22 protein-coding genes are annotated in these 23,529 nt (G+C 42.8%); 9 read left to right on the top strand and 13 right to left on the bottom strand.

Translation table 11 applies throughout. The features are described from left to right. The first annotated feature begins 12 nt into the window (after positions 1 to 12). The 9 genes from ACLWMH_RS03720 (at position 13) to ACLWMH_RS03680 (ending at position 8,430) form a co-directional block, all read left to right on the top strand. The gene (locus ACLWMH_RS03720; protein WP_411915404.1) at positions 13 to 1,224 is read left to right on the top strand and encodes a tetratricopeptide repeat protein; all 1,212 of its coding nucleotides are present in this window, start codon (positions 13 to 15) and stop codon (positions 1,222 to 1,224) included. A gap of 25 nt (positions 1,225 to 1,249) precedes the next feature. Continuing rightward, positions 1,250 to 1,927, top strand: a complete 678-nt coding sequence (locus tag ACLWMH_RS03715) for a porin family protein (RefSeq protein WP_411915403.1) — start codon at positions 1,250 to 1,252, stop codon at positions 1,925 to 1,927. A 302-nt stretch (positions 1,928 to 2,229) separates the two neighbouring features. Beyond that, positions 2,230 to 2,757, top strand: a complete 528-nt coding sequence (locus tag ACLWMH_RS03710; RefSeq protein ID WP_411915402.1) for an NAD(P)H-dependent oxidoreductase — start codon at positions 2,230 to 2,232, stop codon at positions 2,755 to 2,757. Between the two features lie 7 nt (positions 2,758 to 2,764). Further along, positions 2,765 to 3,541: a cell division ATP-binding protein FtsE gene (locus tag ACLWMH_RS03705; RefSeq protein WP_411915401.1), complete on the top strand. Its 777-nt coding sequence runs from the start codon at positions 2,765 to 2,767 to the stop codon at positions 3,539 to 3,541. 15 nt (positions 3,542 to 3,556) lie between these two features. Continuing rightward, positions 3,557 to 4,924, top strand: coding sequence for an aspartate kinase (locus ACLWMH_RS03700; RefSeq protein WP_411915400.1), 1,368 nt, complete (start codon positions 3,557 to 3,559; stop codon positions 4,922 to 4,924). A 4-nt stretch (positions 4,925 to 4,928) separates the two neighbouring features. After that, positions 4,929 to 5,810, top strand: coding sequence for a 1,4-dihydroxy-2-naphthoate octaprenyltransferase (gene menA / locus ACLWMH_RS03695; protein WP_411915399.1), 882 nt, complete (start codon positions 4,929 to 4,931; stop codon positions 5,808 to 5,810). A 24-nt stretch (positions 5,811 to 5,834) separates the two neighbouring features. Then, on the top strand, positions 5,835 to 6,842 hold the full coding sequence (gene porQ / locus ACLWMH_RS03690) for a type IX secretion system protein PorQ (RefSeq protein ID WP_411915398.1): 1,008 nt from the start codon (positions 5,835 to 5,837) through the stop codon (positions 6,840 to 6,842). Positions 6,843 to 6,857: 15 nt separating this feature from the next. Beyond that, the gene (gene cmk / locus ACLWMH_RS03685; protein WP_411915397.1) at positions 6,858 to 7,556 is read left to right on the top strand and encodes a (d)CMP kinase; all 699 of its coding nucleotides are present in this window, start codon (positions 6,858 to 6,860) and stop codon (positions 7,554 to 7,556) included. After that, complete coding sequence (locus tag ACLWMH_RS03680; RefSeq protein WP_411915396.1) at positions 7,543 to 8,430, top strand: 4-hydroxy-3-methylbut-2-enyl diphosphate reductase; 888 nt, start codon at positions 7,543 to 7,545, stop codon at positions 8,428 to 8,430. Before cmk ends, ACLWMH_RS03680 begins: the two co-directional genes overlap by 14 nt. Before the next feature lie 130 nt (positions 8,431 to 8,560). On the opposite strand, the gene ACLWMH_RS03675 is transcribed toward ACLWMH_RS03680, so the two are convergent. The 13 genes from ACLWMH_RS03675 to sppA all read right to left on the bottom strand — a co-directional run bounded on the left by ACLWMH_RS03675 (position 8,561) and on the right by sppA (position 23,204). Beyond that, positions 8,561 to 9,544, bottom strand: coding sequence for a Gfo/Idh/MocA family oxidoreductase (locus tag ACLWMH_RS03675; RefSeq protein ID WP_411915395.1), 984 nt, complete (start codon positions 9,542 to 9,544; stop codon positions 8,561 to 8,563). After that, on the bottom strand, positions 9,534 to 10,103 hold the full coding sequence (locus ACLWMH_RS03670; RefSeq protein ID WP_411915394.1) for an acyltransferase: 570 nt from the start codon (positions 10,101 to 10,103) through the stop codon (positions 9,534 to 9,536). Before ACLWMH_RS03670 ends, ACLWMH_RS03675 begins: the two co-directional genes overlap by 11 nt. Before the next feature lie 14 nt (positions 10,104 to 10,117). Next, a complete protein-coding gene (locus ACLWMH_RS03665) occupies positions 10,118 to 11,239 on the bottom strand; it encodes a DegT/DnrJ/EryC1/StrS family aminotransferase (RefSeq protein WP_411915393.1) in 1,122 nt (373 codons plus the stop codon). A 4-nt stretch (positions 11,240 to 11,243) separates the two neighbouring features. Beyond that, positions 11,244 to 12,431 (bottom strand): leucine-rich repeat domain-containing protein, encoded by a 1,188-nt coding sequence (locus ACLWMH_RS03660; RefSeq protein ID WP_411915392.1) that lies wholly within the window; start codon positions 12,429 to 12,431, stop codon positions 11,244 to 11,246. 12 nt (positions 12,432 to 12,443) lie between these two features. Then, positions 12,444 to 13,724, bottom strand: coding sequence for an amidohydrolase (locus tag ACLWMH_RS03655; RefSeq protein ID WP_411915391.1), 1,281 nt, complete (start codon positions 13,722 to 13,724; stop codon positions 12,444 to 12,446). A gap of 5 nt (positions 13,725 to 13,729) precedes the next feature. After that, positions 13,730 to 15,091 carry a dipeptidase gene (locus ACLWMH_RS03650; protein WP_411915390.1) on the bottom strand — a complete coding sequence of 454 codons (1,362 nt, stop codon included), beginning with the start codon at positions 15,089 to 15,091 and terminating at the stop codon, positions 13,730 to 13,732. A 74-nt stretch (positions 15,092 to 15,165) separates the two neighbouring features. Continuing rightward, complete coding sequence (gene bioA / locus ACLWMH_RS03645; protein ID WP_411915389.1) at positions 15,166 to 16,443, bottom strand: adenosylmethionine--8-amino-7-oxononanoate transaminase; 1,278 nt, start codon at positions 16,441 to 16,443, stop codon at positions 15,166 to 15,168. Beyond that, positions 16,436 to 17,476: a biotin synthase BioB gene (gene bioB, locus ACLWMH_RS03640; RefSeq protein WP_411915388.1), complete on the bottom strand. Its 1,041-nt coding sequence runs from the start codon at positions 17,474 to 17,476 to the stop codon at positions 16,436 to 16,438. The genes bioA and bioB overlap by 8 nt, the downstream gene beginning before the upstream one ends. Before the next feature lie 268 nt (positions 17,477 to 17,744). After that, complete coding sequence (locus tag ACLWMH_RS03635; protein ID WP_411915387.1) at positions 17,745 to 18,467, bottom strand: ABC transporter ATP-binding protein; 723 nt, start codon at positions 18,465 to 18,467, stop codon at positions 17,745 to 17,747. Between the two features lie 9 nt (positions 18,468 to 18,476). Further along, positions 18,477 to 19,250 (bottom strand): MlaE family ABC transporter permease, encoded by a 774-nt coding sequence (locus ACLWMH_RS03630; RefSeq protein ID WP_411915386.1) that lies wholly within the window; start codon positions 19,248 to 19,250, stop codon positions 18,477 to 18,479. A gap of 24 nt (positions 19,251 to 19,274) precedes the next feature. Then, a complete protein-coding gene (gene thiL / locus ACLWMH_RS03625) occupies positions 19,275 to 20,312 on the bottom strand; it encodes a thiamine-phosphate kinase (protein WP_411915385.1) in 1,038 nt (345 codons plus the stop codon). Between the two features lie 10 nt (positions 20,313 to 20,322). Beyond that, the gene (gene lpxK / locus ACLWMH_RS03620; protein ID WP_411915384.1) at positions 20,323 to 21,393 is read right to left on the bottom strand and encodes a tetraacyldisaccharide 4'-kinase; all 1,071 of its coding nucleotides are present in this window, start codon (positions 21,391 to 21,393) and stop codon (positions 20,323 to 20,325) included. Positions 21,394 to 21,410: 17 nt separating this feature from the next. Continuing rightward, entirely contained in the window at positions 21,411 to 23,204 is a 1,794-nt protein-coding gene (gene sppA, locus ACLWMH_RS03615) for a signal peptide peptidase SppA (protein ID WP_411915383.1), read from the bottom strand. Positions 23,205 to 23,529 lie beyond the last annotated feature (325 nt).

Raw genomic sequence — 23,529 nt, 5'->3', positions numbered from 1 at the left:
AGAAACAAGAAAATGAAGAAATCCACAGTAATAACATTCCTCTTTACAGGAGCATTACTCTTTGGCTCAGTATCTGTTTCGCAGGCTCAAAAGCAAAATGTAAAAGAGGCAGAGAGAATCGCAAAAAGCAAAAATGCAAAGTTCGATGATGCACGTGGACTGATTAAGTCAGCACTTGAGAATGTAGAGACAAAGGATGCAGCCGAAACATGGTATGTGGCCGGCTTTGTAGAAGAAAGCAACTTTACACAAGAAAACCTTAAGGCCCTTGATGGACAGCCACAAGATAGAGCGATGATGAACAATGCTTTGCTCGATATGTTTGGGTACTACCAAGAGGCATACACAAGGGATCAGCAACCTAATGCAAAAGGAAAGATTCGCCCTCGATATACTAAGAACATATTGAAAGCTTACGAAGAAAATCTACTTTATTTCATCAATGCCGGTGGGTATTTCATGGAGGTTCAAAAGTACGATAAAGCTCTTGAGGCTTTCTCCGACTTCAAAGCTATTAAAGCTATTCCTGATTTTGCGGGAAAGCCCATTGCTTTAGTAGACTCCAATAGTATGATGGTTGACTTCTTCCAAGTTGTTGCTGCCTATCAGGCAAACAAGAAAGAAGAGGCTATCAGGTTCGCTGAAAGCATAAAGAGTGTGCCCTATCGTCAGAATGACTTATATCAGATTCTGTCACAAACCTATATTGAGACAGCCGATACAGTAGGCTATGTACGTACAATGGAAGAAGGTATGCAGCTTTTCCCTGATGAACCTTACTTTTCAGTAAATCTGACAAATACATACATACAACAGGGCAAAATAGAGGATGCCATTGCTCTTTTGGAGAAGACAATAGCAAAGTCACCTAACAATCCTCAGCTCTATGATGTGATGGGTAAGCTCTATGAAGCTTCTGATGAAAATAAAGCTATTGAGTACTTTAAGAAAGCATTAGAAATAGATCCCACGTTCAAAGAATCTATCTATAACTTAGGACGTGTCTACTATAACATAGGAGCTCGTATAAAGAGTGGCGAAAAGGTTGATGCGGCTTCAGATGCCAAAGCATTAGAATACTTCAAACTTGCACTCCCACTTATGGAAAAAGCCTATCAGAATGATCCGGAAGAGGCTTGGTATATACTCGGTAACGTTTATTACAATCTTAAGATGGGTGATAAGTACGAACAGATTCAAAAAGCTCATAACGCAAACCAATAATAAAAAACTTAGAACATTGATTCGTATGAAGAAATTAATTGCATCATTGAGCATCTTGTTGCTCGCCATTCTCCCCGGTAAGGCGCAAGTCGTAAATTTCCGTGTGGAAGCAGGTGCCTCTTTTAATTTGGGAAAGATGGCCATTGCCGGTTACAAACTTGATAACAAAACCCGTACCGGCTACCACTTTGGGGCTTATGTAGACTTACCGGTGTACAACAGCCTTTATGTAGGATCAGGTCTTACTTTTGCCATGAAGGGGACTTCGTTTACCGAAGAAACAGATAAGGATGCGGAACAATCCAACATCACTTTACATTACCTCCAAATTCCTGTAAACTTAGGCTATAAGTTCCAAGTAAGTCCGCAAGTTGCGCTTGCTTTACAAACCGGTCCCTATTTTGCAGTAGCTTTGGGCGGTACGGCAAAAGCGGGCCTTAAGGGCGCAAGAGAAAGCTACAATCTCTTTAAGGATGGCGTAACTAATCTGGCAAAGCCTAATCGCTTTGATATGGGATGGGGCTTGGACGTTCGCGCTATGTATAGCCGTTATTATCTGTTTGCCGGAGCTGATTTCGGCTTCTTGGAAGTGTTTAAGGATAACAGCAGCGACTCCAACTCAGGAATCGGCGGTATCGTGAACAGCCTGAAGCCTTCGTTTAAGAACACACTTATCCACGTTGGGTTAGGCGTATCGTTCTAATAGAGGAGCATTAATAACGTTATTTACGGGGATTGACCGTGTGGGTTCGCCCTCGGCCGATCCCCCCTTATTTAAAGAGAGATAGCGTGCGTTCCAAAGGTATATACCCTATTGATGAATACTTATATACTTATATACTTATATACTTATATACTTATATACTTATATACTTATATACTTATATACCTATCAAATGAAAGGTATATAACTCTTGAACGAAAGGTATATAGCTTTCATAGAGGAGTAGCACCTTCTGACTCTCAGTACATTAAGAGCAAACACAGATATAAGTATCTATCCAAATGAAAAAGAAGACGTTGGTCATTCTAGCCCATCCCAATCTAAAGGAATCCGTAGTCAATAGAGCTTGGGCGGAGGCGGTATGTGGAGAGGTAACCTTGCGTAACCTCACGGAGCTTTATCCATCGGGAACGTCCATAGATGTATCGGCAGAGCAGGCCGTCCTAGAGCAACACGACCGCATTATCTTCCAATTTCCTCTTTATTGGTACTCAGCTCCTACTATTCTGAAGCTATGGAGTGAAGAAGTGCTAACTTTTGGTTGGGCCTATGGCACTGCCCACCACTTAGAAGGGAAGGAATTAGGCATCGCAGTTTCTTGTGGCGGCAAAGAAGCTGAGTTCAGAGAAGGCGGGGTACAACTCCACCCACTAAAGACCTACATGACCCAATACGAGGGTATAGCTGCTTTCATACATGCAACCTATATAGGTTGTCATGCCTTTTACGATACCTTTAATGAAAACACCCCCATACGTTTAGTTGAAGATTGTAAAGAGTACCTCTCTTTTATCAAAAAGCCATTGTAAACCCACTATGAAGAGACCAACTTATGTAGATCCTGTTGTACTGCGTAGTGTCACTATTGAGCGATACCAACGACAGATACTGAAGAATATTAATTTTGTTGTTCATAAAAAAGACTTAGTCTATCTCACTGGCTCTGTAGGGACGGGAAAAAGCTCTCTTTTAGAGTTGATTTATGGAGAGTTACCCCATTCATCAGAAGGGGAGGCTAAGGTACTTGGCTATGATCTAAAATCCATTAGTCGCCGCCAGCGTCAAACGATGCGGCGCAGTATGGGAATTGTCTTTCAGTCATCTCATCAATTACTCTATGACCGTAATGTAGAGGGCAACTTGGCCTTTGCACTTAAAGCTATAGGTAAAGAGAGCAAGAGCACACTTCAGCAACGCATCAATGAAGCTCTTGAGAAGGTCGGCATGCAATCCTATAAAGCAGCAATGCCACATGAACTTTCAGGTGGAGAAGCAGAGCGAGTATGTATAGCGAGGGCCCTCATTAAAAACCCCCAACTGGTTATCTTAGATGAACCTACTGCAGGACTGGATATAGAAACTGCTGTACAAATAGGACAAATAATCAAAGATATCACAGCTGATGGAACGGCTGTGATTATGTCAACTCATAATCAGCATATCATTGACTCCTTCCCCGGCAGAGTTTTTCAATTAGATAGGGAGAGTGCTTCTATTACAGAGCTTAATGATGCCTTTACATCCACAACATCTGTCCCATTGCTCAGCGGTGATGATATGGAAGCTGTGGCAAATGAAACAGAAAGCATTTAGACATACACAAAGCGCATGATTGTACTCAAGTTTGGTGGCACTTCAGTAGGTAGTGCGCAACGCATTAGGTCTGTAGCACATTTAGTATCGCAGGTTCCGGGAAGAAAAATCGTTGTACTCTCAGCAATGAGCGGTACAACCGATGCCTTGGTACACCTTTCTGATTTACTTACAGATGGTAAGTGGACTGAGGCTGCCGAAGCCGTGGAGTTATTAGATCGGCGTTATAAAACGGTTATTGAGGAACTCTTTGATGACGAGGATCTAAAGGCACAAGCACGCTTGGCGTTACGTCCTCAATTTGACGAGCTTAGAGCACAGACTCATAACGAATCCTTTACAAAAAATGATGAGAAGCGTATCCTATCAAAAGGGGAAATTATGAGTATTCAGCTCATGCTGCTTACGCTTCGTCATTATGAAAAAGTATTTGCCACGCATCTCAACTCTCTCTCTTTTATGCGTATCAATCATGAAGGAGAACCAGAGCCTGATTATATTGCGACCCATCTCCAACCATTATTAAGCAGCAATCCGGGAGAGAATACTCTATTCTTAGCTGAGGGCTACATATGCGTTAATGCTTTTGGTGAGATTGACAATCTAAGACGAGGAGGAAGTGACTATTCAGCTACACTAATAGGGGAAGCTGCAGATGCTGAAGAAATACAGATATGGACAGATATAGATGGTCTACACAACAATGACCCCCGCATTGTGAATGTAACTTCGCCTGTTCGTAAACTTCATTTTTCTGAAGCTGCAGAACTAGCGCATTTTGGAGCTAAGATACTTCACCCGGCTTGTATAGAGCCTGCTCGACGTGCCGGTATTCCAATTCGTCTGCTCTATACTTTAGATCCTGAGGCACAAGGAACTACTATATCTAACGATACAAATCGAGATATTATTAAGGCAGTATCAGCTAAAGATGGTATTTCAATCGTTACGATAAGCAGTAGACCCACCAATGTAGGTCGTCCCATGCTGGGAGATTTTCTCATCTACATAGCAGACTTACTGAAGAAGCACCATCTCAAAACTGACTACATAGCCACTATGGGAGAAACTTTTCTGATTGCATTAGAAGATTCCCATCAAATTGAATCTTTTGTACAAGAAGCACAGAAGGAAACCAATATAACCCTATCTCGCAACATGACCATTATTGCTATTGTAGGGGATATGAATTGGGAGCGTATGGGCTTTGAAGCACGCATATTGGAAGCCCTTAATGATGTGCCGATTCGTCTTATTTCATATGGCACCAGCAACTGTAGTCTGATCATTGCTGTTTCTGCTGAAGACAAGAAGCGCGCCATGATAGCGCTTAGTGATCACCTCTTTGCACACATTAATCTACAAAGTCCTGAGATATACTAAAATAATGACCTTCAAACAGCTTATCTATTTGTGCCGACCGCACACTTTACCTGCATCGTTAAGTCCTATTTTAGTAGCAATTGCTTTAGCTTATTCCAATGAACCATCGCTTTCTTGGCATTATGCTCTTCTCCCTTTATTTGTAGGTATAATGGGACAAATTGCATGTAATGTAGCAAATGACTACTTTGACTTTAAGCAGGGAGCTGACAAAGAGGATAGAGTGGGTTTTGCACGCCCTTTAGCTACGGGGGCCCTCTCTGTAAGACAAGTAAAGAAAGTATTATACATAACGGTTGTCCTAACAGCTATTGTTGGCATTATTGCGCTTTGTCTAAATTTCTCATGGTGGATCCTGGGCCTTGGAATTGCGATTATGATTGCCATATTCGCCTATTCAACAGGTCCTTTCCCACTGGCCTACCATGGATTAGGTGATGTGGCTGTGTTCCTTTTTTATGGATTGGCTGCCACTATGGGGAGCTATTATTATCTGTGTGGCTCTCTTTCATGGGATGCGATTATTTTAGCCACTTGTATGGGTTTAGCTTCAGTCAATATTTTGATCGTCAACAATTACCGAGATGTAGAAGAAGATCGTAGGGCAAACAAGCGAACTATAGCAGTTATATATGGGAAAGAACTCCTGCCTCTACTCTACCGTACCAATACGGTACTTATCCCTATCCTATGTCTTGCTTTCTATCGTCCAATTTGGAACTTTCTCATTATGATGATATTCTTCCTATACGAGATACGTCTCTCCTCACAACTAAGAGAAACGAAGGGAAAAGACTTGGACAACTTACTAAAGCGCACCTCTCAAGGCGTTTTACTGCTTGCTATCGTGCTTATTGCAATTATTCTAATACATTTACGTTACTAAAAGAAAGACAATAATGCCAAGGAAATGGGAAGACGAAGCATAGCATTTCTTTTTTTGTGTTTGGCCACCTACACACTGCTTTCAGCACAAAGCAAACAGGGAGCTTATACGTTTCTTAATCTACCTGCTTCTGCCCATACATTAGCAACCGGAGGCATTACTCTTAGCATAGTAGATGGCACAGATGGGTTACCATTCGATAACCCTGCTCTCTATGGACAGGAGGTTACAGGACGGCTTTCTCTTTCTTATCTTAATTACATGCTTTCTATGCATGGGGTAAATGCCCTATATGGACTTTCGGTAGGCGATCGGGGGGCTTGGGCAATTGGATTACGTGCAATGCATTATGGAAAAATAGAGTCTTACGATGCACAGAACATATCCACAGGTACTTTCTCAGCTACAGACGCAGCTTTGGAAGGGCTTTTCAGCTACGACTTGACTAATAAATTACGTGGTGCTCTGGCACTCAAAATGATCTATGCCAATATAGAGCGTTACAATGCTTTTGCAATAGCAGCAGATGCAGGACTAAGCTACTATGATGGAGAAAAAGGGATTTCTTTGGGTGCAGCCTTAACTAACTTAGGTGCTACTATTATAGGCTTGGGAGAAAAGCGTCCTATGCCGGCATGGGATCTCCGATTGGGATACTCCCAAACTTTTCACCACGCTCCTTTTACTATACACATCACTGCATATGGACTAAATCCGGTAGCCATTAGAAACGAGAAACTCCCTGACCAAAAGTTTGCTTCCAAACTACTCCGCCATTTCACAATGGCAGCAGAATATCAATATCAGCAGAGCTTCTGGGTTGCACTTGGTTACAATCCACGCTTAGCACAGGATCTGAAGGTCTCGGGAGGAAATTTTCTTTCCGGGTTTTCTTTAGGAACAGGATTTCAACTACCCTACCTTGGCGTCAGTATAGCAGCATCCAGATACCATCCGTCCGGCTTAAGTATCATGCTTACCTTAAGCACTGACTTTGGTCAATCCAATTCCTATTCACGTAGACACTTCTAAAGTATATATATCCTTATGCCCGAGAAAAAGATTATTGTGGCAATTGACGGCTATTCAAGTTGCGGAAAAAGTACTATGGCTAAGGCACTTGCCAAGAGTTTAGAATACATATATGTAGATAGTGGAGCCATGTATCGTGCCGTTACTTTATACTCCATGGAGCACAATATGTGGCAAAACGGAAAGCCTCTTTTAGAGCCTCTTCGCTCTGCTATGGAAAGTATAGATATTTTTTTTCGAAGAGATGAAAATGGCGAGTTACGTACTATGCTCAACGGACGAGACGTAGAGGACGATATTCGTACTATGGCTGTTTCAGAGTTAGTTAGCCCAATTAGTACCATCGATTTTGTACGCAGCAAGCTCACCTCACTTCAACAATCTTTTGGCAAGACGAGAGGTATAGTAATGGATGGAAGGGATATAGGCTCGACGGTTTTCCCTGATGCTGAATTGAAGGTTTTCGTAGTATGTTCTCCGGAAGAGCGTGCCCGACGTCGCTACAAAGAGTTATTAGCAAAAGGAGAACAAACTGATTTTGAAACAGTTCTCCACAATGTGCAAGAGCGCGATAGAATTGACTCCACAAGGGCTATTTCTCCATTGACAAAGGCAGAAGACGCCATTGAATTAGATAATTCGTCTCTTACAATAGAGGAGCAAAACGCCCTTCTTTTAAGCTTAGCACAAGATCGAATTCGTGGTAACAATTGAAATAGACGAGCAAAGCGGCTTTTGCTTTGGCGTTGTAAATGCCATTCGCAAGGCAGAGGATGAAGTAAATCGCGCCCCCGATCTATACTGCTTGGGAGATATTGTCCACAATACAGGCGAGGTACAGCGCTTAGAGCAAAAGGGGATGACTACTATCGACTACGAACAATTATATGCACTGCCTCCCGGGAAACGAGTACTCTTTCGTGCTCACGGTGAACCACCTGAAGTTTACTTGATGGCTGCTGAAAAGGGATTAAAAATAATTGATGCCACATGTCCTGTAGTCCTCAAACTTCAACGTTTTATTAGAGAAATCTATCAAGCCCATAAGGGAGAAGAGTGGCAGATTGTAATCTTTGGCAAACCGGGACATGCAGAAGTTAATGGATTAGTAGGGCAAACTGACGGAACTGCTATTGTGGTTCCCTCAATTGAACAAGCGAGAAAATTAGACTTTATGAAGCCTATTGAGCTTCTATCCCAAACGACTATGCCCTTGGACACCTTTGGCGATTTGGTTGATTATATCAAAAATAATATTGCACAGGGAGTACCCTTCTTCTACCACGACACAATTTGCCGATCCGTCGCACTCCGTATTCCCGGCATTCGCACATTTGCCTCACAGCACTCGCGCATTTTCTTCGTAGCAGGGCGTAAGAGCTCTAATGGGCACATGCTATTTACTCAATGTAAGGCAGTAAATCCCCAAAGTTACTTTCTCTCAGATCTCTCTGAATTAACTCGTGATATGCTTCCTGAAAGCAAAGATGTCAACGAAACTATTGGTATATGCGGCGCGACTTCCAGCCCTCGTAGCCAAATGGAGGCTTTGGAAACAGCTATTAGGAAACTACTTAGAATGCCTTAATAGAGACTTTAAAAGCCCAGCAGCATCCTAAAAAGGAGGCATTTAATTAGATTCAATTCCTGTATATGTAGCCTTCTTTCTGTAATTCCAGTAGAAATCTCAACTATCAAGTTTATCTAAATGTACTTTTCTAACGCCTCCAACCAAAGGGATGGTGCGTAAGAGGTAATTTAGCCATTGGGTGATAATCACCAACAAATCCGACAGGCGTCTCATTACGCAGCCTATGCACCAAGTCAATAGATGGATAGGCTTCGTTGATACGGAAGCCATTCCCAGCAAAGATAGCCTGATAGCTCTCTGTATGCAGATCAGTAAAGCCTTTACTAAACTCCACTTCTTTGCCATCAATCACTAGAGTACGAAGTGTAGTCGCACCCTCCGCCCTCACTTTTTCAGGCAATGTATTGGCATCAATAGAAAGGAAATAGCGCACATCCGCATTCTTAAGCTGTAAAAATCCAGCATAGCGATCATGGGTAGCTATATGCAGTGTCTCCTTCTCAAGAGGACCAAAGAGCCAGAGTAGCATATCAAAGAAATGAACCCCTATATTGGTAGCTACTCCCCCACTCTTATGTTCGTCTCCTTTCCATGAGGCATAGTACCAATTACCTCGAGAAGTAATATAGGTAAGATCTATTTGGTAGCGATGATCTTTAGGGGCTTTGTCTATTTCCTGCTTAAGAGCCACTATAGAGGGATGGAGACGAAGCTGGAGGATATTGTAAATGCAGTGTCCGGTTTGCTGTTCAATGGCTTGTAGGGCTTCAATATTCCACGGATTAAGACAAATAGGTTTCTCACAAATGACATCTGCTCCTAAACGTAATCCATAACGACAATGAGCATCATGTAGGTAATTAGGCGTACAAATAGTAACCCACCCGATTTTATTGTCCGTCTCCATGAGCTTACTATTATGTCTATCAAACAGCTCCTGAATGGTAAAGAATGCAGCGTTCGGAAAGTAACTATCAATTACGCCAACCGAATCACTCGGATCATAAGCGGAAACCAGCTGTTTGTCACACGCCTTGATGGCACGAAGATGCCTTGGTGCCACAAAACCGGCTAACCCCATAAGGGCGAAATTACGAGAACTATTCATCATGAAGTGGTATTATTTTTCCTTCTACTAATTGATATAACGCTCCTGACTCCGGACAAATTGCGTTACCATTCTGATCAAAGCACAACACGCAGCCACGCTTGCTTACATATCCCACGACACGTGCAGGCACACCTGCAACTAATTCATAGGGGCCCACATCGTGCGTTACGACAGCTCCGGCAGCTACCATTGCATAACTTCCGATATGAGTGCCACATACGATAGTTGCATTGGCCCCTATAGAAGCTCCTCTACTTATAGTTGTAGACAAGAAGGAGTCTTTCCGTTCAATAAAGGCGCGGGGAGTCTTTATATTTGTAAAGACTACACTCGGCCCAATGAAAACTTCCTCATCGCACACTACTCCTGTGTAAAGTGAGACATTGTTTTGTACTTTGCATCTATCACCTAGCACAACCCCGTAGGCAACAAATACATTCTGTCCCAAGATGCATTCTTTTCCTATTTCTGCACCATTCATCACATGGGTAAAATGCCATACTTTGGTACCCTCTCCTATATGTGCACCCTCGTCAATCAGGGCCGTTGGGTGTATCATAGCTTTGTTCATCATTATGAGAAGAAATCCTTTACAGCGCTAATTATATCATTTTGCTGTAGCTCTGTAAGAAAAGGGTGCATGGGTAACGAGAGCACACTTTCGGCACAAGCTTCACTATTGGGAAGAGATAGCTTATTATAAGCGGGAAACGCCTTTTGTTTATGAATTGGTAGCGGATAATACACTGTTGAGCCTATCTTTTGTGTAGCAAGACTTTGCTGTAGTGCATCACGCTCCGGCACTCTTACCGTAAACTGATGGTAGGTATGATCGCTATAAGCTGCTTTTAAAGGTAGTATTATGGCATCTATTGATTGAAATGCTTTGTAGTATCTTTCAGCGACCAACTTACGGTACAACAATTCCTCTTTTAGGTAACGAAGTTGCACACGTAATATAGCAGCCTGTAAAGCGTCTAACCTTGAATTTATTCCTATACGACTGTGATAGTACTTTTTCTCCTGCCCATGATGTGCAATCTGTGTTATAGCAGAGGCAAGGCTTTCGTCGTTAAGGCTAATGGCACCTCCATCGCCAAAGCATGAGAGGTTCTTTGTTGGGAAAAAACTTTGGCATCCGATATCTCCGATAGTACCGGTATAGGCTGTGTGTCCATCAGCAAACTGATACAGGGTTCCCAAAGCCTGTGCATTATCTTCAATCAGCTTCAAATCATAACGCTTGGCTATATGTAGAAGAGGCTCCATTGGTGCTGCTTGACCGAAAAGATGCACCACAATAACGGCACGAGTATGCGGTGTGATAGCTTCCTCTACTTTCTCTGGAAGCATCGTGTACAACTCCGGTGAAATATCTACAAAAACAGGCGTTAGAGCTAATAAAGCAACTACTTCTGCAGTAGCAAAATAGGTAAAGGAGGGTACTATTACCTCATCCCCAGGTTTCAAATCTAAGGCCATCAAGGCTATTTGTAGTGCATCCGTACCATTTGCACAAGGCACTACATAACGACACTTTAGGAAATCGGACAGCTCCGCTGCAAATGCACTTAACTCTTCTCCTTCTATATAGCGTCCGGAAGAGGCAACTCGCTGCATCGCTGCATCAAACTCCTCCTTTCTATATGAATAGACAGCCTTTAAATCAACCATACCAATAGGTTGTCTATCCACATTTTCACAATGTGATATCATAGCCACGAACTACTAACTTATAGCTTTTCCTACCTATTTGTAGCAAATACATACCCGGCATCAAAAGGTAGCTTCCACTCTGCCTATAATGGGCAACTAAGTGCCCATCCTTATCAAATAGCATGGCCTCCCCATTCGTATCATTAAGGTGAAGAGTCAGCTCTCTATCTACTAAGGTAAAGATCTCATTAGCTTTCTCTTCGGAGATTTCGAGCAGCGACTTGTATTCGCTCTCCGTAATGATTTCTCGAGCCATCAAAGAAAGTTGTCGATCTTCTCCATAAATAGAACGGGCTCCATCCGGTACCACTATCATAGCAATCGGACTTCCCTTAGGAAGCAAATCTCCACTCTTGTATTTGGGAGGGAAAGCTCCGGCAAAGCTTACAGTATCTAAGCCACTAAAGAGCCAAGTGCGAGCTCCTACAGATTGCAGTGTAGATGGTAACTTCAAGTGGGTAAGCTCATTAGCCGCATAAAAAGCCTCTTCTTCTATATCCGTAACTCCTTCTGGGACTGAAATAGTACGTATATAAGGATGGAAGGCAAAGGCTGAAGCTCCTATTGATACTATCTTCTGCGGAAGAAGCGGCTCCAACGTTAATATTCCTCCGGGATACAGCAAGAGTTTACTATCCCTTTCGGAGATCAAACAGTGCTCTCGCACACTAAATGTACGAGACCCTTCTGCCACCTTTATTTCTCTCAATTGGTTAGCTTTATAAAAGCTCTGATCATACTCCCTTAACGAAGCCGGCAAATAAAGTTCTTGCAGTGCCGGCTCTATAAAGCTCCGATATCCTAAGGTTTGTAGGCCCTCAGTGAAGTAGATCTCTTTAAGATTAACGCTCCAGAAAGCTTGACGTCCAATCTCCTTTATTTTAGGTGAGAAATAGAGCTTACGGATCTGATAATCAGGTATAGCCTGTCCCAAGCTATCCAGTTTGATGAAAGCGAATGGGGCGATATACTCCACCCGCCTCAAGAAAGGATCCGCTGCCATATTCACCACAGCCGTATCGCCTTTCCAAAGTTCTAAGGTAAGTCCATCGGGTGATAATCGATACCACTCACGAGGTAGCTCTTGAGCTATTCCCCGTTGGCCTGTAAGCATCACACCACAGAGGAGGAAGGAAAATACAACAAAAAATAAAGATTTTGATCTTCTCACTATACTTTTACATTATGCCTTCTGCTTTACACCATATTTATCAATTAGCTTATAGGCCCTCTTAGCTGCCTCTTCAATTACGCTATCTGCTCCCTCTGCTTTACCTTGTCGCACCAAAACCTTACCATTCACGATAGTGGTATCTACTACAGATCCATCTGCCGAATAGACAAGGTTAGAAACAAGGTTATGACAAGGCACCATGGTGGGTTTATTTGCTTTCAACAAGACTATATCTGCCAAAGCTCCCTCCTCTAAGCGACCTCCGTCAATACCCAATATGCGGTAACCATCCACCGTAGCTGCATTATAGATATCCTCTGCTTTTGTAGCGGTTGGATCTCCTTGCCAAGCTTTACCTAAAAGAGCAGCCAAACGCATAGCAATAAACATATCTAAGTTATTGCTTGAAGAGCAGCCATCTGTACCTATCCCTACCGGAATACCCATTGAACGCATTTTGTCGAAAAGGAAGTGCGTACCCGAGGCCAATTTCATATTTGAAGCAGGATTGTGTACAGTTGCAGCTCCGGAAGTAGCTATTATTTCCAATTCACTTTCATCCAAGTGTAGGCTATGCGCCAAAATGAAGTGATTACTTATAGCTCCCAATTTTTTCAGGTAATGAACCGGCCTCAGACCGTATTGCTCAATAGAATCCTTAATTTCTTTCTCAGTTTCAGAAAGATGTAGATGTACGAGCACTCCTGTTTCGTCAGCAAACTCTTTACAGAAGCGAAGCTGCTCACCACTTACGGTATAAATAGCATGAGGACCTATGGAATAAACCACTCTGTCGGAGAATCGCTCAAAATCTTTTAGGTACCGATAGCTATTCTCTCTATCCAACTGGGCACGCTCCTCATTTCCTTGATCAAAGAGTGTATAGCTAACAACGGCACGCATGCCGCTATCCTCTACTGCTTGGGCAGTGGCTAATGGGAATGAGTACATATCGAGGAAACAAGTAGTCCCGGTCATTGCCATTTCCAAACATGCCAATCGTACTCCCCAATAGACGTCTTCCTCCGTTAAATGTGCCTCAACCGGCCAAATATAATTATTCAACCAATCAAAGAGCGGAAGATCATCGCCATACCCTCGGAATAGGGTCATTGCTGCATGCGTATGTAGATTCGCCATACCGGGAACAGCTATTAAACCTCTGCCATCAATTATTTCTGCATTTGGAGCTTCGATAGAAGGCCCCATACAAGAAATACGATTCCCTTCTATCAGTATATCAGTTTTCTTGCCCGCAGCAAGGACCTGCCTAATTAGTATTGGTCGCATGTGATTCATTTGTAACAATTATAAAACTCTGCTACCGTCTCTATACCCTTCCAAAATATATCCAAAGGAAAGTTCTCGTTTGGAGAATGAATAGCATTAGTAGGGAGTCCAAAACCCATCAAAACGCTCTTGAGCCCTAACACACGCTCGAATGTAGAAATGATGGGAATGCTACCGCCACTCCGCACTGCCAATGGTCTTTTACCAAAAGCCTTCTCGTAAGCAGCTTCTGCAGCTCTATATGCATCAAGATCAAGCGGACATAGATAGGCCTGGCCGCCATGTAACGGTGTAACTTTTATTTTTATATAGGGAGGAGCTATACGTGTAAGATGCTCAGCGACTAATTTGCTGATCTTTTCATGATCCTGATTAGCGACCAATCGTGATGAAAGCTTTGCATACGCTTTAGAGGGCAAGATTGTTTTGGATCCTTCTCCCATATAACCACCCCATATACCACACACATCAAAGCTGGGACGGCAACTATTACGTTCAAGGGTGTGATATCCCTCTTCACCGTGTACCGCCTGGATATTCAATTGTTTTTTGTACTCTTCTTCATCAAAAGGAATCTGAGCTATCATATCCCTTTCCTCTTTTGTCAAAGGAACGACATCGTCATAAAAACCGGGGACTGTGATACGTCCCTTGTCATCCACTATAGAAGCGATTAACTTGCAAAGTTCATTGATTGGATTGGCCACTGCACCACCATAATGCCCTGAGTGCAGATCATGATTAGGACCGGTTACTTCTACCTCCCAATACGCAAGTCCTCTTAACCCGGCTGTAATAGTGGGAGTATCATGCCCTACCATACCGGTATCGGATACAATAATCACATCTGCCTGAAGCATCTCTTTGTGTTCCTTGCAGAATTGCTCCAGATGAGTAGAGCCTATTTCTTCCTCACCCTCAAATATGATTTTTACATTGCATTTCACCCATCCCAGAGCGAGGGCTGTCTTAAAGCCAAGTACCTGGATCATCGTTTGTCCCTTATCATCGTCAGCACCCCGAGCCCAGATATGTCCCTCTCTTACCTCAGGTTCAAATGGAGCACTTTTCCATAGCTCTAAAGGCTCCACAGGCATCACATCGTAATGACCATAAATCAGTATTGTTTTCGCTTTCGGATCAATTATTCGCTCCGCATAGACTATCGGATTGCCCGCCGTGGGGAAAACCTCTGCTTTCTGCATACCACTCTGTAAGAGGTAATCACGCCAATGAAGAGCCATTCGCTCCATATCGGGCTTATGCTCACTTTGGGAGCTTATGCTCGGTATGCGCAGTTTGTCAAAAAGATCATTTAGGAAGATGTCTTTATTTGCAGCAATATATGCCTTGGGAGTCTTTTCCATATCTATATCGTACTAATTTTATTCTTGTGGGTAAAGATAACCCAATTTGTACAAAAGGCTATCTATTTCCATTTTTATTTGATTACTTCCAGTAGTGCATTTGTCAGCCTGCTTAGCTCATCGGGTTTAATGATATAGGGAGGCATGATATAACAAAGATGTCCAAAAGGACGTATCCACACTCCTCTACGAACAAATTCTTGCTGTAGGCGAGCCATATCGACCGGCTCCTTCATTTCCACTACTCCAATGGCTCCTAACACACGTACTTCCTTTACGGAGTCGTACTCAGCCGCTGGTGCTAGCTCACGCCTTAACTGCGCCTCAATGGCACTGATTCTATCCTGCCATGGGCTCTCTAAGAGCATTCTACAGCTTTCTAAAGCTACGGCACAAGCAAGCGGATTGCCCATAAAAGTAGGACCATGCATAAAGCATCCCGCTTCACCTCTGCAAATAGTGGTAGCTATTCTTTCCTGAGTTACTGTGGCAGCTAAGGTCATGTAACCACCGGTAAGTGCTTTACCAATACACATTATGTCGGGAGAAACACCAACCCGTTCTGTAGCAAAGAGAGTGCCCTGGCGCCCAAATCCGGTTGCTATCTCATCAAATATAACTAATGCACCGGCTTCATGTGCCATACGAATAGCTCTTCGCAACCACTCGGGGTTATAGAAATACATTCCCCCGGCCCCCTGCACTACCGGCTCAAGTATAAGTGCTGCAATACTCTCTCCATGAGTAGCCAATAATTGGCGTAAAGGCTCCATATCCTCCTCAACAAACGTCTCTCCAAAGCGACTCCGGGGACGAGGGAGGAAGTATTGTATGGGCAGCGTACCACTAAAGATACTATGCATACCGGTCACCGGATCACAAACGCTCATCGCATGCCATGTATCCCCATGGTAACCTCCGTTGATAGTAGCAAAATGTCTTCTCTTATGTTGTCCCAATGACTCTTGGTACTGGAGTGCCATTTTAAGTGCCACTTCTACCGATACCGACCCACTATCAGCATAAAACAACTTATCCATACCAGCGGGAAGTATGCTCAGTAGGAGCTCCGCCAGCTCAACTGCAGGGCGATGTGTGAAGCCACCAAACATCACATGGCTCATCGCATCTAACTGTTTTTGCGCAGCTGCATTGAGCCGTGGGTGATTGTAACCGTGAATAGCTGCCCACCAAGAACTCATACCATCAATGAGAGCTGTTCCATCTTCCAAATAAATGTAAACTCCCTCGGCACGAGCGACCGGGAAAGTGGGAAGAGGATCTATCGTTGAGGTATAGGGATGCCACAGATGCGCTCTGTCAAAGTCTAGTAGGTCTTTTATCCTATTCATCTTTTATTATCTCCCAATCAGTGTTTTTCTTTGTTGTGTAACCCATCTCTTTGATTAGTGCCATATCTTCTTCGCATCGTGCTCCCACAGTGGTAAGCATATCACCAGTAATGGCCGAATTAATTGCTATATACATAGCCTTGCGAACCGTAGAAATAGGTAAAAGATCCCGTCCTCCACTAAAACGCAAATAAGCTGTCGGGTTGATAAAACGGAAAAGAGCAACCGTTGTCAAATACTCCTCCTCACTAAGGCGCGAAGTCTTTTCCAATGGGGTGCCCGGTATAGGATGTAATACATTGATAGGTATTGATTGCACACCTAAAGAACGCAAAAAGAAAGCGAACTCAATTCTTTGCTCTTGAGTTTCGCCCATTCCTATAATTCCCCCCGAACAAATACGCATTCCTTGTCGTCGCGCTGCTTCTATGGTAGCTACTTTCTCCTCCTGCTTATGGGTGCTACACATCTTTAGAAAGTAGGATGGAGCCGTTTCCATATTACAGTGATACGTAGTTACTCCCGCTTCATACAGTTGGCGTAGATTTTCCTCAGAAAGCAACCCTAAAGATGCACAACAGTGTACATCACAGGCCTCTCTGATAGCTTTGAAAGTAGCTACTATCTTTTCCATCTCTTTCCTAGATTGAGAGCGTCCACTCGCCACCAACGAAAAGCGATTCACACCCTGCTTGCGATTATAAATGGCTTGGGCTACAGATTCCTCTACCGGCAGCACAGGATATATTCCGGCTCCGGTCGTATAATGTCTGCTTTGAGCACACCAACGGCAGTCCTCGGGACAATTGCCACTCTTCACATTGATGATAGAGCATGTATCAAACCCATTACCCATCAGGGTATGTGTAAGGAGATGTGCACCATCGTATAAGGGCTCTTTATCATCTAATTGAGAGAGACTTAATGCCTCTGCTTCAGTGATAACATGCTCTCCACTAATAATACCATCGACTAATGCGCTTATGGCTGCTTCTGTCGGTACTTTTTCATTTGTTAGATTTTGTCCGCTCATAGCACAAAGTTACGCTTTCGCATGGGAAAATACACTTTGCTACTGAACTATTCGAAGGGATCTATCTACCACAGAAAAAAAATACAGATCTCTCCATGAAAAGATCTGTACCTATCATTTAATCAATTCTAATCTTTTGGCAAATAGGTCCTGTTCTATTTACCTTTCTGTCTGTACGCCTAAAAGCATGTCGTTAACAGAAACTTCCGAAGTTCCTCTAAAAAGAGAACGACACTTGAAAAAAGACTGATGATTGCTTGTATAGTAATTAAGGAAGGGAGACAAAACGCCTCAAATTTTCTGTGGCAGTAGCCTCTATGTCACTAAAACTTCCTTCCCAGTCCTTTTTTCCTTTATTCAGAAATATGATGTGTTCTCCAATATTCTGCAGCGAGTTCATATCATGCGTATTGATCACCGTAGTAATACCGAACTCATGAGTTAATTCATGTATCAGATGATCTATCTTTTCTCCGGTTTTAGGATCTAGTCCGCTATTAGGTTCATCGCAAAACAGATACTTTGGATTATTTACCAAGGCACGCGCCAAGGCTGCACGTTTCATCATACCACCGCTAATTTCAGATGGATATTTATCTGCTGCATCCCGAAGCCCCACACGCTCCAATAGAGTCAATGCCCGCTTACGACGCACATTGCGCTTGTCACGAGAAAACATGTCTAAAGGAAACATGGTATTTCCCAATACAGTAAAATTATCAAATAAGGCAGAGCCTTGAAACATTACCCCCATCTTATAACGTAATTGTTTCATACCGTGCGAATCCATATCCGACAGTTTATGTCCATCGTATATAATCTCTCCGGATGTAGGATCCATCAGTCCAAACAAACACTTAAGGAAAACAGTCTTACCGGCTCCACTGGTACCAATGATCAAGTTCGTAGCCCCCGACAAGAACGTTGCATCTATACCCTTAAGAACCTCCTTATCCTCAAATGACTTAACTAAACCCTTGACTTCAATCATCGTCTCTCATTAAATTAGCATCAAGTTTGTAAGTAATAAATCGGCAAGAAGAATTAGCACACTACCAATGACTACGGCATTGGTACTAGCGCGCCCTACAGCAAGTGCTCCGCCCTTTACCGTATAACCAAAATAACTGGAGCCACTGGTAATAATGAAAGCATAGACAGCCGATTTGATCATTGAATAAATGACGTTGTACGGCTTAAAGAAAAGCTGCATCCCATACTCAAAGTCGTTAATAGTAATATTTGGGGTTACATAAGTGGCTAAAAAGCCCCCGGAAATAGCTGTAACCATACTAATGACACTTAACACAGGAATAAAAATAAGCAACCCCACTATTTTAGGAAGGATAAGGAAGTTTGCCGAATTAATCCCCATTACCTCCAATGCATCAATTTGCTCCGTTACTCGCATCGTTCCCAACTCACTTGCTATACTAGAGCCTATCTTTCCGGAGAGGATAAGACACATGATCGAAGAAGAAAACTCTAACAGAACAATTTCACGAGTTGCATAGCCAATCGTAAATCGAGGTATAAGAGGACTACTCATATTGATGGAGAGTTGAATCGTAATCACAGAACCAATAAAGAAAGATATGATAACGACAATCCAAATCGAATTAATGCCTATCTTTTCAATCTCTGTTACAAGATTCTTAAAAAACATGCTCCATCGTGCAGGTCGCTTGAACACGCGCCGCATTAGCAAGGTATACTCACCCATGTTTTGCAATGCTCTCGTGAGAGCAATGCTCGGATTCTTATGCTGCGACATTTTATACTTTCTATACTATAATACTTACAAAGCTTTCTGAGCCTCCCATCCGCCTGAACTAATGTCTTGTTCACTTCCATTGGGAAGAATAAGCTTCACTCCATTTTCTTTGTCTGTAATATGACCAATTATAGAGATTCCTTTTATACCCTCCACTGCACTATAATACTTAAGAGGTACAGTGAAAAGCAATTCATAATCCTCCCCACCGTCTAAAGCCGCAGTAAAGGGATCTATTGAAAGCTCCTCAGCCATAGCAAAGGTCTCCGAATCAATAGGAATACGCTCTGCATACACAACAGCCCCCACCTGGCTATTATCACAAATATGATGTAGCTCACTGGAAAGTCCATCACTAATATCCATCATAGAGGTTGGGTGTATTCCTGTATTGCGCATTATTTCAATGATATCCCCTCGAGCCTCCGGACGTAATTGTCGCTCAATGATATACTCACGCTCCTCAAACTTTGGGGAAAAGTATGGAGTGGGATCTGCAAGAAAAATTCGCTTTTCACGCTCCAATAGCATAAGCCCCATATAGGCTGCACCGAGGTTGCCACTACAACAAATCAAATCATTCTCTTGTGCCCCATGACGATATACCACCTCATCCTTTGCAGCCGAGCCAAGGCAAGTCACACTGATAACCAAGCCATTTTGCGAGGCACAGGTATCGCCCCCTACGAGATCAACCCCATAGTGCTCCAATGCTGCATATATACCACTATAAAGCTCCTCTATTTGCTCAACTGAAAACTTTGAGGATATGCCCAACGATACAGTTACAGCTTCAGGACGTCCGTTCATGGCAAATATATCGGACAAATTGACTACGATGGCTTTATACCCTAAGTGCTTAAGAGGCGTATATACAAGATCAAAATGCACCCCTTCCAAAAGCATATCCGTAGTGACCAGCCGTACCTGATCGGCGTTGTTTTTAAGAACGGCAGCATCATCGCCAATTCCCTTTATAGTAGACTCATTCTGAGCCTTATACTCGCTTGTAAGACGATTGATAAGACTAAATTCTCCCAATTCAGAAAGAGGTGTAGGCATATATGGCTATCTAATGTAGGTGTTTATTTATGAGTTGCTTAAAAAGCTGCTCTTCGTTAAAAAGAAAGTGTATCTCTATAGGTAACACAAAGAAAGAGGCAATGAGCCGATCACTCATCAAATTGCGCAGTCCATGCAGTCGGGCAGCATCCTTTTCGGTAGTTACAAAGACCCTATCACCACATTCTGCAAGCTTGTTCCATAACGCTATATCACACCTTGTAAAGGTATGATGATCAGAAAATTGATTAGTCTCTACAACTCCCCCATGGGTTTCCTTAAGATAGCGAAAAAATGGGTCGGGATGTGCTATTCCGGCAATGGCATACAGCTGTTGAGCTGTATGAAAATCCACTACGTTTTCAGGTACAATATGATCACTAAAAAGAGGAACTACCTCTCGATAATGAACAGAGGTAAAGAATACCGACTGGTGAGGAAATAGTGACATATTGCGTTTAATAAGGCTTTTGCGAATCGGTGTAATAGAGGGAGGGCATTTAGTTACAATAATACAATCTGCTCTCAATCTTCCTTTGGCATTCTCCCGCAAACGTCCTTGCGGCAAAAGCTTATCCTCCATAAAAGGACGATCATAGGAGGTAAGCATGAGAGTAAAAGAAGGTTTCACTCTTCTATGCTGCATACCGTCGTCCATAATAATTACATCGGGTCGCCCTGCACGCTGAGGCGATAGAAGGTACTCTATTGCACGTTGACGATTGGCATCAGCAACAACATCAATATCGGGATGTCGGAGTAAAAGCTGCCGTAATTCATCCCCTACCTCAACGGCAGAAGCTTCTTTTCCATTCCCTGCGGCGACCATGCCTCGGCTCTTCCTTTTATAACCTCTGCTTATTACTGCAACTCGGTGATTCTCCTTCAAATAGCGCACTAAGTACTCTACCATAGGACTCTTACCGGTTCCTCCAACAGCAATATTACCTACACAGAGAATAGGTATATCATACTCCTTTGCTTTTCGCAAATTACTATTGTACAACCAATGGAACACACCTGTGCCCACTCCATACAAAGTGGACAAGGGTGCTAAATATCGATGACGCTTGGTTGTCATAAGGAGCCGTAAAGTAATTAGTAGCTCACATCATAAGGCATAATAGCCTGCACTCCTGTCATAGAGCGTAATATACGAGCTTCCTTAATAGCATCTAATTCATCTTTAGTAAAGAATTCTTCAAGCGCTGACTTAGTGGCACTAAGACCAAATTGTCTCTTAATAGATTTCCATGAGCGAATATTCCTCTCCGAATAAATGACACGATACGAATTGATCTTTGCCAACGAAGCGGCTTTAACTATAGCGTCATCCAAGCCACCCAAACCATCCACAAGTTTGCGTTCAAGTGCCTGCTCTCCGGTCCATACTCTACCCTGCCCTACGCTATCTACCATAACCTTACTGAGATTACGGCCATCAGCAACACGAGTAGTAAAAGTATCATAGCCTGACTCAACCATTTTCTGGAATAGAGCCTTCTCGTCTTCCGTAAGAGGACGCAACACATTACCGAAGTTTGCATACTTGTTTGTCTTTACTTCATCGTATGTCAGAGCTACCTTATTAGCCGCCCCGGCAAAAGTAGGAAACATACCGAAGATACCTATTGATCCGGTAATAGTTGTAGGCTCGGCAAAGATGTAGTTTGCTGCACAAGAGATATAATAACCACCACTTGCAGCATAGTCACCCATGGATACAACTATTGGCTTTTTGCTCTTTACATATTCTACCGCATCCCAAATAACATCGCTCACAAAAGCACTTCCTCCGGGTGAATTAACACGCATTACGATAGCATCTACATCCTCATCGTCCGCCGCTTTGATCAGCTTATCAGATAAAGACTGTGTAATAACCCCATTTGAGAAGCCAGATTGAATGTCCTCGACAATGTTTCCTTCAGCATAAATAACTCTTATAAGACCTCTGTCACCAACACCTTTGGGACGGATACGCTTAGTCCTGTTCATCTGATTAACAGCGACAAACGAGATATCACTTCCACTTTCTCTTCCCAAACGCTCGTTCAGTATATCTTGCATTTCCCGAGCATAAACGGTACGATCAATCATGTGACGTGCTATATATTCTTCAGTGGTAAAGAACATAGGGCCCTCATCCACTATTGCATTAAGCGTTTCAGGGTCAATATTACGTGACGAGGAAATATTCTTTATCATTACCCCCCATAGAGCCTGCATAAAGGAATTCATTTGCTCTCTATTAGCATCCGAAAGAGATGTATTGGTATAGGGTTCTACCGCTCCTTTGTAAGTCCCCACCTTGAAAACATTCATCTCAACCCCAAACTTCTCCAGTGTTTGCTTATAGAAAAGTGTGGTAGAGCCCATTCCGTGCAGGTCAATAGATCCTTGAGGGTGTAGATACAACTCATCGGCAACAGAGGCAAGATAATAGCCACTCTGAGCGAAACGATCGGCATAGGCTACAATGAACTTACCGCTTTTCTTGAAGTCTAGTAACTTTTCCCTTACTTCTGAAAGCGAGGCCATACCGGCCAATGGCATAGGAGTAGTCAGATAAATTCCCTCTATGTTGGGGTTATCCTTCGCTTTACCAATAGCATTGAGCATTTGCGTAAGGGTTACTACCTGATTGTTATCACTTTCGGGAAAATATGTATCCCACGGATTCTGATAAGCAACCTCTCTCAAAGTAGTAAAGTCTAGCTTAAGCACACTATGCTTAGGAACTGTAAACTCAGTAACACCTTTGGGGAATACTGCTGTCGCAATTTGTACAACCGATAGCATAACGAAAAACAGACTCAGTATCATACTGACTATGCTACCTACTACTATGGCAAGCAACGCTGCCCAAAACATTTTCCAGAAGTCTTTCATTAGGATATTTATCTCATTTATCGTTTTTTGTCACGTCTACTTAAAATGGTAGATACACTCTATTCAAAGCCCTGCTTTGACAAGTTGCCTAACCATCATGAGACACCTCACTTTCTTTCGCAAAGATAAGCAATTGATTTTTTTCATACACCCCTATATGGATAGCTTCATAGGTCATTGTTGAAACCTCGAGATAGATCATAACCATCAAGCAGAATTTTTTCATGTTGCTAGGAGAGATCAAACACACTTCAAGTCCCTTGGGATTGCGTCAATTGTTGTTTTCTACTGAAAAGTAGAGAACTCACCACACAACTTTAAGCAG

The organism is Porphyromonas miyakawae, assembly GCF_045865415.1.
In the GTDB taxonomy this organism is placed as follows: Bacteria; Bacteroidota; Bacteroidia; order Bacteroidales; family Porphyromonadaceae; genus Porphyromonas; species Porphyromonas miyakawae.
This window is presented reverse-complemented; position numbering and strand designations above follow the sequence as displayed.

What these genes read in the sequence shown, in the direction of transcription:
- bioA (WP_411915389.1), bottom strand. Translation starts at nt 16,443, where the DNA reads ATGAATAGGATAAAAGACCTACTAGACTTTGACAGAGCGCATCTGTGG.
- ACLWMH_RS03710 (WP_411915402.1), top strand. Translation starts at nt 2,230, where the DNA reads ATGAAAAAGAAGACGTTGGTCATTCTAGCCCATCCCAATCTAAAGGAA.
- ACLWMH_RS03675 (WP_411915395.1), bottom strand. Translation starts at nt 9,544, where the DNA reads ATGATGAATAGTTCTCGTAATTTCGCCCTTATGGGGTTAGCCGGTTTT.
- lpxK (WP_411915384.1), bottom strand. Translation starts at nt 21,393, where the DNA reads ATGACAACCAAGCGTCATCGATATTTAGCACCCTTGTCCACTTTGTAT.
- ACLWMH_RS03655 (WP_411915391.1), bottom strand. Translation starts at nt 13,724, where the DNA reads ATGCGACCAATACTAATTAGGCAGGTCCTTGCTGCGGGCAAGAAAACT.
- ACLWMH_RS03715 (WP_411915403.1), top strand. Translation starts at nt 1,250, where the DNA reads ATGAAGAAATTAATTGCATCATTGAGCATCTTGTTGCTCGCCATTCTC.
- ACLWMH_RS03720 (WP_411915404.1), top strand. Translation starts at nt 13, where the DNA reads ATGAAGAAATCCACAGTAATAACATTCCTCTTTACAGGAGCATTACTC.
- bioB (WP_411915388.1), bottom strand. Translation starts at nt 17,476, where the DNA reads ATGAGCGGACAAAATCTAACAAATGAAAAAGTACCGACAGAAGCAGCC.
- ACLWMH_RS03650 (WP_411915390.1), bottom strand. Translation starts at nt 15,091, where the DNA reads ATGGAAAAGACTCCCAAGGCATATATTGCTGCAAATAAAGACATCTTC.
- porQ (WP_411915398.1), top strand. Translation starts at nt 5,835, where the DNA reads ATGGGAAGACGAAGCATAGCATTTCTTTTTTTGTGTTTGGCCACCTAC.
- ACLWMH_RS03700 (WP_411915400.1), top strand. Translation starts at nt 3,557, where the DNA reads ATGATTGTACTCAAGTTTGGTGGCACTTCAGTAGGTAGTGCGCAACGC.
- ACLWMH_RS03670 (WP_411915394.1), bottom strand. Translation starts at nt 10,103, where the DNA reads ATGATACACCCAACGGCCCTGATTGACGAGGGTGCACATATAGGAGAG.
- ACLWMH_RS03705 (WP_411915401.1), top strand. Translation starts at nt 2,765, where the DNA reads ATGAAGAGACCAACTTATGTAGATCCTGTTGTACTGCGTAGTGTCACT.
- ACLWMH_RS03630 (WP_411915386.1), bottom strand. Translation starts at nt 19,250, where the DNA reads ATGTCGCAGCATAAGAATCCGAGCATTGCTCTCACGAGAGCATTGCAA.
- sppA (WP_411915383.1), bottom strand. Translation starts at nt 23,204, where the DNA reads ATGAAAGACTTCTGGAAAATGTTTTGGGCAGCGTTGCTTGCCATAGTA.
- thiL (WP_411915385.1), bottom strand. Translation starts at nt 20,312, where the DNA reads ATGCCTACACCTCTTTCTGAATTGGGAGAATTTAGTCTTATCAATCGT.
- cmk (WP_411915397.1), top strand. Translation starts at nt 6,858, where the DNA reads ATGCCCGAGAAAAAGATTATTGTGGCAATTGACGGCTATTCAAGTTGC.
- menA (WP_411915399.1), top strand. Translation starts at nt 4,929, where the DNA reads ATGACCTTCAAACAGCTTATCTATTTGTGCCGACCGCACACTTTACCT.
- ACLWMH_RS03635 (WP_411915387.1), bottom strand. Translation starts at nt 18,467, where the DNA reads ATGATTGAAGTCAAGGGTTTAGTTAAGTCATTTGAGGATAAGGAGGTT.